Annotated in this window: 6 protein-coding genes; 4 read left to right on the forward strand and 2 right to left on the reverse strand. The window is 68.2% G+C overall.

Annotated elements, in window-relative coordinates; translation table 11 throughout:
• On the reverse strand, positions 1-1,318 hold a 1,318-nt coding region (locus ELR45_RS42180), incomplete at its 3' end, for a protein kinase domain-containing protein (RefSeq protein WP_165368148.1).
• 226 nt (positions 1,319-1,544) lie between these two features.
• On the opposite strand from ELR45_RS42180, the gene lipB reads away from it, so the two are divergent.
• The 3 genes from lipB to ELR45_RS27695 all read left to right on the forward strand — a co-directional run bounded on the left by lipB (position 1,545) and on the right by ELR45_RS27695 (position 4,112).
• Positions 1,545-2,219, forward strand: coding sequence for a lipoyl(octanoyl) transferase LipB (gene lipB / locus ELR45_RS27685; protein WP_129669196.1), 675 nt, complete (start codon positions 1,545-1,547; stop codon positions 2,217-2,219).
• Positions 2,220-2,318: 99 nt separating this feature from the next.
• A complete protein-coding gene (gene lipA, locus ELR45_RS27690) occupies positions 2,319-3,257 on the forward strand; it encodes a lipoyl synthase (protein ID WP_129669197.1) in 939 nt (312 codons plus the stop codon).
• Positions 3,258-3,398: 141 nt separating this feature from the next.
• A complete protein-coding gene (locus ELR45_RS27695) occupies positions 3,399-4,112 on the forward strand; it encodes a DUF4191 domain-containing protein (RefSeq protein WP_129669198.1) in 714 nt (237 codons plus the stop codon).
• 10 nt (positions 4,113-4,122) lie between these two features.
• On the opposite strand, the gene ELR45_RS27700 is transcribed toward ELR45_RS27695, so the two are convergent.
• Entirely contained in the window at positions 4,123-4,548 is a 426-nt protein-coding gene (locus ELR45_RS27700) for an RDD family protein (RefSeq protein ID WP_129669199.1), read from the reverse strand.
• Positions 4,549-4,847: 299 nt separating this feature from the next.
• Here ELR45_RS27700 and ELR45_RS43000 point away from each other — a divergent pair.
• Positions 4,848-4,976, forward strand: a 129-nt coding sequence (locus ELR45_RS43000) for a glutamine synthetase (RefSeq protein WP_240760199.1), incomplete at its 3' end; no start/stop codon positions are given.

Below are 4,976 nucleotides of genomic sequence, written 5' to 3' on the forward strand. Positions count from 1 at the left end.
CACGCGAGCGACCGCTCGGCTCCGTCGTGCCGGCATCGTCATCGCGTGGCGTCTTCCCGCGTCTCGCGGAGGAACGGGCACCGGCCGCCGCGGATTCACTCTTGCCAGAGGTACGACGTTCGCCGCGCTCTCGGCCCCGGCGGCCCGCAGCGGCGGTCTCGGACTGTCCCGCGGCACCGGCACGCTCGCCATGGCCAGTGGAGTCGTCGTCCGCTCGCGGCCTCCGCCTGGAGCCCCCCTGGGTCTCGTCCGCCTCGTCCGCATCCGCCGACGCCCTGCGTCGCGCTCGTCGCCCCGGTGTGCTGACCTGCCGCATGTACGCGGTCACATCGTCCAGTTCGTCGGGATCGCCGCTATCGGGCCCGGACACCCCCGCACCCGGGGGGACGGCGGCAGGCGGCGATGCCGCACCGGGAGGCGCCTCGCCCGACGACGGCGGCGGACCCTGCGGCGGCGGGCCCTGAGGCGTTCCTTGGGTCGGCGTCATCGGCGACGATGCGCCGAGCGGCGGCGGACCCGGCATGGGCGGCGCATGAGGCGGCGTCTCCTCAGGCACCACCAGCTCCACCGGCTCCGGGTCCGCGATGGCGTAGAGGGCGTTCACCAGCGTCTCCGCATCCGGACGACGGCCGATGTTCCGGCCGATCGCGCGGGTGACGACGGCTTGGGCCGCGGGAGGCATTCCGGTGGCGAGCAGGTGCTCGGCGGACGCGGCGTACAGCTGCTGCGCGGAGACGGGTCCGGTCAGGCAGAGGATCCCGATCGCCGCGATGCTGTATACGTCCGCGGGTGGCGCCAACCCAGCCCCGGTGGCCGCCTCGGGCGCGATGGTGGTGCCGTGGAGGTTCACCCGGGCACCGATGGTCGCCAGGCCGATCCCGGCCAGCATCGGCCGGCCGTCTCTGGCGAAGACGATCTCGTCCGGTGTGATGGCGCCGTGCACGATTCCGTGGTGGTGGATCTCCGCCAGCGCCTCGGCGACGGGAGCGCATGCAGTGACCATCTCCCCCGGCGCGAGGGTGCGCCGGTTGACCAGGACGTCGGTCAGGCTGCCGCCCTCAGCCGCCGCGAGGACCAGTACCGGCCCGGTCGGCGTCTCGACGACGTCATGGAACGGGATCACGTGCGGATGGTTCAGCGCACCCATGACGAGCGTGGCCGAGCTCAAGCCGTCCCGTAGCGTCTGGGCGTCACCGCGCACCTGTCGCAGCGTGACGGGCTGCCCGGTGGCGTTCTCGGTGCCCAGCCACATCGGCGAATCGGCTGACCCCAACCGCCGGACGACGGTGTACCCAGGGACGTGCAACGACCCCTCCATAGCGTCTATGTTTCCAAATCTTGGTGCTCGTCGCCGCCCGAGATCAACTTTCCACCGGAATAGTCTCACCTAGACGCGCCCCTGGCGACCCAGACTGGCCCGGTCGCGGGCCCAACCCTCAACTGTGACGCATTTAGTCCGATTTGACCACTTTGTCCCCTCCTCTGTGACGCAGGTGACCTGAGGCATAGAGTACGGCGACACTCACGTCATAAGCTCATCACCCATGAGGGAGCTGCGGGTAATCCGCCACGAGGCACAGGTGCCCTACGACGAGGCCTGGGATGAGCAACGCACGCTGCACGGCGCGCGTGTGGCCGGCGAGATCGACGACACGGTCGTTCTCCTGGAACATCCGCCCGTATACACGGCCGGAAAACTGACGAAGCCTCACGAGCGCCCACTCATCGACGCCGGCGCCCCCGTGATCGACGTGGACCGTGGCGGCAAGATCACCTGGCACGGCCCAGGGCAGATCGTCGGCTATCCCATCATTGAGCTTCCCGGACGGCTCGACGTCGTCGCGTATGTCAGGCGCGTCGAGCAGCTCATGATCGACGTCTGCGCCGAGTTCGGTCTGACCGCGGAACGCATCAAGGGCCGAAGCGGCGTGTGGGTGCCGGCCGACGACCGCGGCCCGGCTCGCAAGGTCGGTGCCGTCGGCATCAGGGTCGCCCAGAAGGTGACCATGCACGGGTTCGCCTTGAACTGCGACTGCGACCTGGGCTGGTACGACCGTATCGTCCCGTGCGGCATCTCCGACGCCGCCGTCACGTCGATCTCGCAGGAGCTCGGGCGCGCCGTCACCGTCGCCGACGTCATGCCGCGGGTGGTGGAGCACCTCGCCGTCGTGCAGGCCGAGCAGCCGGCACCGCCCGAGCACAGGAAGGCAGCGGTCTGACGGCCACAGCCGCCGCGCCGGTGCCTCAGCTGCCGGCGCGGCTGTGGCGCTGGGCACACCACATGGCCCAGCGCGGTACCGACCTCGTAGGGTGAACGTGTGACTGTCGCACCGGAGGGACGTCGGCTGCTACGCCTCGAGGTCCGTAACAGCGAGACGCCGATCGAGAAGAAGCCATCCTGGATCAAGACCAAGGCCACCATGGGCCCGGAGTATCGGGAACTACAGGCCTTGGTGAAGCGTGAGGGTCTGCATACCGTCTGTCAGGAAGCGGGCTGTCCGAACATCTTCGAATGCTGGGAGGACCGGGAGGCGACGTTCCTGATCGGCGGTGACCACTGCACTCGCCGATGTGACTTCTGCCTGATCGACACTGGCAAGCCCGACCCGCTCGACGTGGACGAGCCGCGCCGGGTCGCCGAGTCGGTCCAGGCCATGGGGCTGCGCTACGCCACCGTGACCGGCGTGACCCGGGACGACCTCGACGACGAGGGCGCCTGGCTGTACGCGGAGACCGTGCGCCAGATCCACAAGCTCAATCCGAACACCGGCGTAGAGATCCTCACGCCCGACTTCTCCGCCAAGCCCGACCTGCTCCAGCAGGTGTTCGACGCCGAACCCCAGGTGTTCGCACACAACGTGGAGACGGTTCCGCGGATCTTCCGCAGCATCCGCCCCGCTTTCTCCTACGAGCGCTCCCTCGAGGTGCTGTCTCTGTCCCGCGCCGCGGGCATGGTCACCAAGTCCAACCTGATCCTCGGCATGGGCGAGACGCGCGAGGAGATCTCCCAGGCGTTGGTCGACCTGCACGACGCCGGCTGTGATCTGATCACCATTACGCAGTACCTGCGTCCCACTCCACGGCACCACCCGGTAGAGCGCTGGGCCACACCCGAAGAGTTCGACGAGCTCGGTGCCGAGGCGACCGAGATCGGCTACGCGGGCGTCATGTCCGGCCCGCTCGTGCGCTCGTCGTACCGCGCCGGCCGCCTCTACCGGCAGGCTCTTGCCGCTCGGCAAGGACAGACGACGACTTAGGGGTCGTGCGACCCTCAACGTCCCGGGAACGTCGACCGCCGCGACCTGTTGACCGCGGTGAGATCGGCGAGATCGGCGGAACCGCGATATCCGGACGGTCCCGTCGAGCCGACCATCGTGTTTCTTAGCTAGGATCGTCATATGGCGCGTAAGGACCAGGATCAGCAGGACTCCGGCGAGAAGAAGGGCCGGATCGCACAGATCAAACAGACCTACCGGATGGCCAGGAGGTCTGACCGCTGGGTCGGGTGGATCACTCTGGCCTGGATGCTCGGTGTCCTCGGCCTGACGGTGCTGATCGGCCTCTTGCTCGGCCCGCTCTGGGTCTGGCTGATCCTCGGCCTCCCGTCCGCGCTGCTCGCCGGCGCGATCGTCTTCGGGAAGCGAGCTGAACGCGCGGCGTACTCGCAGATCGAAGGACAGCCGGGAGCCGCGGCCGCCGCCCTCGGTACGCTCCGAAAGGGGTGGGATTCCGCCCCAGGCATCGGCGCCAACCGGCACCAGGACGTCGTCCATCGGGCCGTGGGGCGTCCGGGCATCGTCCTGATCGGTGAGGGCGAGGTGCACGGCAGAGTCGCGAATCTTCTTCAGCAGGAGAAGAAGCGGCATGCCCGAGTCGCACCGGAGACGCCCGTCTATGACATCGTCGTCGGCCGTGGCGACGACCAGGTGCCGCTTCCACGGCTGACCAAGCATCTGCAGAAGCTGCCGAAGAACCTCCGCCCGGCAGAGGTCACGGAACTCCGGCAGCGGCTGCGCGCGCTGGGGACACAGCCGGTGGGAATGCCGAAGGGACCGTTGCCCAAGGGCATGAAGCTCCCGACCGGTGGGCCGCCACCGACCAGCCGTCGCTGACTCAGGTGGATCAAGCCCTGCGCGGGCCGTTCACGGCCGCCGTGTTCGTGGCCAGGTCGTGCAGCCCACGCCGGTCCTTGTCGGCCACGATCGGCGGGATCACCAGCAGGATCAGGCCCGTGCGCAAGGCGGCGTTGAGGATGCCCACGCGCCCGCCGGTCAACCGCACGATGCGGACACGCAGCATCCACTGCGCCATGCTGGCGCCGGTGAAGGCCGTGCTCAGCCATACCATGCCGAACCAGCATGCCAGCGGCAGCCAGGTCAGACCGGACCCGATCTCCCAGGCTTCACCACCGACGAGAATGAACGCGGCGATGTTCGCCAGCACCCAGTCGATCGCCAGGGCCGCGAACCGCCGGGCCCATGTCGCGGGCGACCCGGGCCCGGAATCCGGCAGTGCTGAGTGCGATGGGGACGGTCGGTCGGTGCTCACCCCACGACTCTACCGAGGTCGCCCGCGCCGCCGGATCCCAGCCGTCCGGTCATGGTCACACGACACGATGATGGCCCACGATCGTATCTTCGCTGTAACGACGTACGGAGACAATCAGGGCAGTATAGGCACCCAGCCGACGGCTTTGTTACGTCTACTGTCGGCGGCGTAACACTCGTGAAACACTAGAGACACAAGCGGGAAATGCCGCACTCATAACGTCGCTGGCTATCTAGCGAGTCGGTCAGAGCTGACCGTCGACACCCATGGCCAACCCCGCCAGGTGCGAAGGAGAGTACATGTTCACCAACGCCGACGAGCTGCTGAAGTTCGTCAAAGACGAGGGTGTCGAATTCGTCGACATCCGCTTCTGTGACCTCCCAGGGGTCATGCAGCACCTCAACGTTCCCGCGTCGACCTTCGACGCG

Source organism: Phytoactinopolyspora endophytica (genome assembly GCF_004138495.1).
GTDB lineage: Bacteria > Actinomycetota > Actinomycetes > Jiangellales > Jiangellaceae > Phytoactinopolyspora > Phytoactinopolyspora endophytica.

Coding starts and splice junctions, on each gene's coding strand:
- lipB (WP_129669196.1), top strand. CDS start 1,545: ATGAGGGAGCTGCGGGTAATCCGCCACGAGGCACAGGTGCCCTACGAC.
- ELR45_RS27695 (WP_129669198.1), top strand. CDS start 3,399: ATGGCGCGTAAGGACCAGGATCAGCAGGACTCCGGCGAGAAGAAGGGC.